This window comes from Terriglobales bacterium, from assembly GCA_035457425.1.
Taxonomy (GTDB): Bacteria; Acidobacteriota; Terriglobia; order Terriglobales; family Acidobacteriaceae; genus JACPNR01.
Genome location: DATIBR010000020.1, coordinates 1 through 3,998 on the forward strand (window position 1 = coordinate 1; position 3,998 = coordinate 3,998).

Genomic DNA, 3,998 nt, shown 5'->3' on the forward strand with positions numbered 1-3,998 from the left:
CGAACGCGGCGGAGGGCGAGAAGCTGGCCAACGACATCGCGAACAACACCAACGTCACCAGCAAGACGCTGGCGGAGTACCACATCACCGAGCCCATCCCGGCGGAGAAGCAGGCGATGCTGAAGCAGGACGAGGAGTGGAAGGCGTACCCGCTGAACATCCCGCGTGACCGGATCAATGTGGTGAAGGCGGAAGAGATGTTCGAAGGGAGCGCGAAGTGAGGCTGGCGAGGCTCGCAGCTGCCGCGTTGGTCGTGTGGGGCGCCCTTGCGCTCGCGCAAGAGCCGCCGAAGCAGGTGGAGCGCGGGGTGCCGATCCGGCCGATGACCATCTACCAGGCGCCGGCGACGGACTCGGCGCGGCTGGGGGAGGTCCCGCGCGGGCGCGAGACGCCCATCCTGGAGAAGACGCCGGGCTGGCTGCACGTGTTCGTCACGACCGACCAGAACAAGAACGTGAGCGGCTGGATCGAGGACAAGGGTGTGGTGCGCGCGACGACGCCGAACGGCGACCGCATCCTGTTCGGCGAGGCGGTGGACTCGGAGGCGGAGGCGCAGAAGCGACACGGCCGCAAGGGCGCCGAGCGCGACGCCGCGCGGCTCTACATGCGCATCGCGGAGTACTTCCCGAACTCGCCGCTGGCGGCGGAGGCGCACTACCGCGCCGCCGACATCGTGTGGCAGATCGATTCGGTCGACGTCTGGACGCGGGCCTCGGCGCGCGAGGAAAACCCCAGCATGCGCGCGCAGATCCCGGAAGACGAGATGAAGAAGGTCCGGAAGAAGTATCCGGGCACGAAGTGGGCGGACCTGGCCGACTACAACCTGCTCGACAACAAGATCTGCGGCGACTGGCAGGGCAAGTCGAGGTGTCCGGAGAAAGAGACGGAGCTCTACACCAAGTACGCCGACGAGCACCCGAAGTCGCCCAAGGCGGCCGAGGCGCTGTACAACGCGGCGTGGCGGCAGTCGGCGCTGGTGGAGATCTACAAGACCGAGGGCGACAACGGGAAGTCGGCGGGCGCGAAGGGCAAGGCCGTGTCGCTGGCGCAGCGGATCACGACCACGTATCCCGAGAGCGACTACGGGCCGCGGGCGACGCGGCTCATCTACCTGGTCGAGCAGGGACTGCCGACCTACGGCGCGCCGAGCGACTGAATCGTTTTTTCTGCCGCGGCTAAAGCCGGTCCGGTCGGGCTCGTGACGCGGCCCTGAAGGGCCGCTCTTCCACCGGCGACCAATCTGTAAGATAAGTCCGCCATGCACGATTACGCAGTCTCCGTATTGCTGGGCATCGTCGAGGGGCTGACCGAGTTTTTGCCGGTGAGCTCGACGGCGCACCTGCGCATCGTCGAGTCGCTGGTCGGGATCGACCTCGCCAGCGGCTACTGGAAGATGTACTCCATCGTGATCCAGCTGGGCGCGATCCTGGCGGTGCCGCTGTACTTCCGCAAGCGCATCGCGGAGTTCCTGCGCACGTTTCCGCGCGGCGAGCGGGGCGATAGGACGCTGGTGACGCATCCGCTGTCGCTGGTGATGATCGCGTTCGTGTGCACGGCGGTGCCTTCCCTGCTGCTGACCAAGCTCATCGGGCACAACCTGGAGCGGCTCACGGTGATGGCGTGGTCGCTGATCGCGGGCGGCGCGGTGATGTGGCTGGTGGACGCCTACTATGGCGCGCCGGTCACGCCGCACGAGACGCAGACCATCGAGCAAGTCACGCTCGGGCAGGCGGTGTGGGTGGGCGCATGCCAGGTGCTGTCCGCGGTATTTCCCGGGACGTCGCGCTCGATGGCGACCATCGCCGCCGGGCAGGTGGGCGGGATGTCGCGCGCGGCCGCGCTCGAGTTCAGCTTCTTCCTCGCCATGCCGACGATGGCGGCGGCAACGCTCTACGACCTCTACAAGTCGCTGCGCGGCTCGGGCGAAATCGGGGCGGCGCCGGCGAACGCGCACGAGTGGACGGTGCTGGCCATCGGGTTCCTGGTGTCGTTCGTGGTCGCGCTGGGCGTGGTGCACTGGTTCATGCGCTGGGTGCGGACGCGCGGCTTCCTGCCGTTCGCCATCTACCGCATGGCGGCGGGAGTGTTCGTGCTGTGGTGGGCGGCGCGGGGGTAGTCCACAGTCCACAGTCCACGGCCCACAGTGGCCGACCGGGACCACGTCGTTTCTTTTCTATTGTTTCCGGCCGAAAGTTGCATCATACTTAGCGCAGCTCTGGCGTAGTACGCGCGCACAACAGCGGCGGTGTCTCTCACGGACACGGCTCTATAGCCGTCTCGGGTGCGGTCTATCTGATTGAAATACTTCGTTCGCGTATTCACCCCGACCAACAACAAGCGCTTCAATGAACTGATCGGCTTCCTGCTGATGGTGGCCGCGGTGTTGTTGCTGCTCTCACTGGTTTCGTATTCCCCCGAGGACCCGTCGTTGAACACGGCGTCGTCGCTGGGCGGAGCTTCGCATCCGGCGAAGAACTGGATCGGGGTGGCCGGGGCGCACGTCGCCGACCTGCTGCTGCAGTTCTGGGGCGTCACCGTGTTCCTGCTGCCGGTGATGTTCGGGATGCTGGCGCTGCGCTGGTGGCGGTCGCGGCCGGTGGATTCGCCGGTCGCCAAGACGATCGGAGCGTTCACGCTGCTGGTGTTCACCCCCGCGCTGATGGCGCTGCTGCCCTGGCAGTGGCGCTGGGTGCATTCGGTGCCGGTGGAAGGCTTGCTGGGGCGCATCGTGGGCGACGCGCTCATCCACTACTTCAACGTGATGGGCGCGTACATCGTGAGCCTGGCGGTGATCGCGGTGGCGCTGTACCTCTCGACCGCGTTCTCGTTCGGCGCGATGCAGATGTGGGCGGAGACGCGCTTCGCGTTCGTGTTTGCGGCGTGGGACCGCTTGCAGGATTGGCGCGCGGAGCGCGCCAAGGCCAAAGCGGCGCGCGAGCTGGAGCGTCGCCGGATGCGGCCTCCGCAGGTGACGGCGCAACTGGTCTCGCAGCGGCGCGCGGTCGCGCAGCCGCAGATCGCGCAACCCGTGCCGCCAATGCGGCCGCCGATGGAACGGGTGGCGGAGCCGCAACGCACGACTGCTTCGCAAGCAGGCGCGCTCGAGGGCGGGCGCGCCACGCCGGCTGCCTCGATGACGAACGACCTGCCGCCCATCATGACGGTGAACGTGGGCGAGCCGGGGATCGGGACGCGCGCCGACGCCGGCGCGAAGGCGAAGACGACGATGCCGCGCATCGCGGGCGGCTACAAGCTGCCGAGCACTTCCCTGCTGCACCGTCCGGAAGAGCAGACCGCCATCGACGAAGCGGAGGTCAAGGCGCTGGCGCAGGTGCTGACAGACAAGCTCGCCGAGTTCGACGTGATCGGGCAGGTGACCCACATCAACCCGGGCCCGGTGGTGACGACGTTCGAGTTCAAGCCGGAGGCGGGCATCAAGTACAGCCGCGTGACCGGGCTGACGGAAGACCTGTGCCTGGCGATGCGGGCGGAGAGCATCCTGATCGAGCGCATGGCGGGCAAGTCGACGGTGGGCATCCAGGTGCCGAACCGGGAGCGCGAGACGATCTGGCTGCGCGAGATCATCGAGGCGCAGGAGTTCATGGCGTCGAAATCGAAGCTCACGCTCTCGATGGGCAAGGACATCAACGGGCGGATCGTGACGGCGGAGCTGCAGTCGATGCCGCACCTGCTGATCGCGGGGTCGACGGGCGCGGGCAAGTCGGTGGCCATCAACGCGATGATCATGTCGATGCTTTACAAATCCACGCCCGACCAGGTGCGGCTGATTTTGGTGGACCCGAAGCGGCTGGAGTTGGGCGTCTACGAAGGCGTGCCGCACCTCTACACGCCGATCATCACCGAGCCGAAGGTGGCGGCGTACGCGCTGCGCAACGCGGTGCGCGAGATGGAGCGCCGGCTGAAGCTGCTGGCGGAGAGGGGCGTCCGCAACCTCGACCAGTACAACAAGACGTTCGACGAGTCGCGCACGCCGAGCC

Annotated in this window: 4 protein-coding genes; all 4 read left to right on the forward strand. The window is 67.2% G+C overall.

What is annotated here, in order from left to right; translation table 11 throughout:
* On the forward strand, positions 1–221 hold a 221-nt coding region (locus VLA96_01840), incomplete at its 5' end, for a hypothetical protein (GenBank protein HSE47928.1).
* The gene (locus VLA96_01845; protein HSE47929.1) at positions 218–1,156 is read left to right on the forward strand and encodes an SH3 domain-containing protein; all 939 of its coding nucleotides are present in this window, start codon (positions 218–220) and stop codon (positions 1,154–1,156) included. The genes VLA96_01840 and VLA96_01845, both read left to right, overlap by 4 nt.
* A gap of 102 nt (positions 1,157–1,258) precedes the next feature.
* Positions 1,259–2,116 (forward strand): undecaprenyl-diphosphate phosphatase, encoded by an 858-nt coding sequence (locus VLA96_01850; protein HSE47930.1) that lies wholly within the window; start codon positions 1,259–1,261, stop codon positions 2,114–2,116.
* 180 nt (positions 2,117–2,296) lie between these two features.
* A partial coding sequence (locus VLA96_01855) for a DNA translocase FtsK 4TM domain-containing protein (protein HSE47931.1) occupies positions 2,297–3,998 on the forward strand: 1,702 nt, incomplete at its 3' end.

Excerpts from the sequence above, each read along its gene's own strand:
- VLA96_01850 (HSE47930.1), top strand. The coding sequence starts at position 1,259 with ATGCACGATTACGCAGTCTCCGTATTGCTGGGCATCGTCGAGGGGCTG.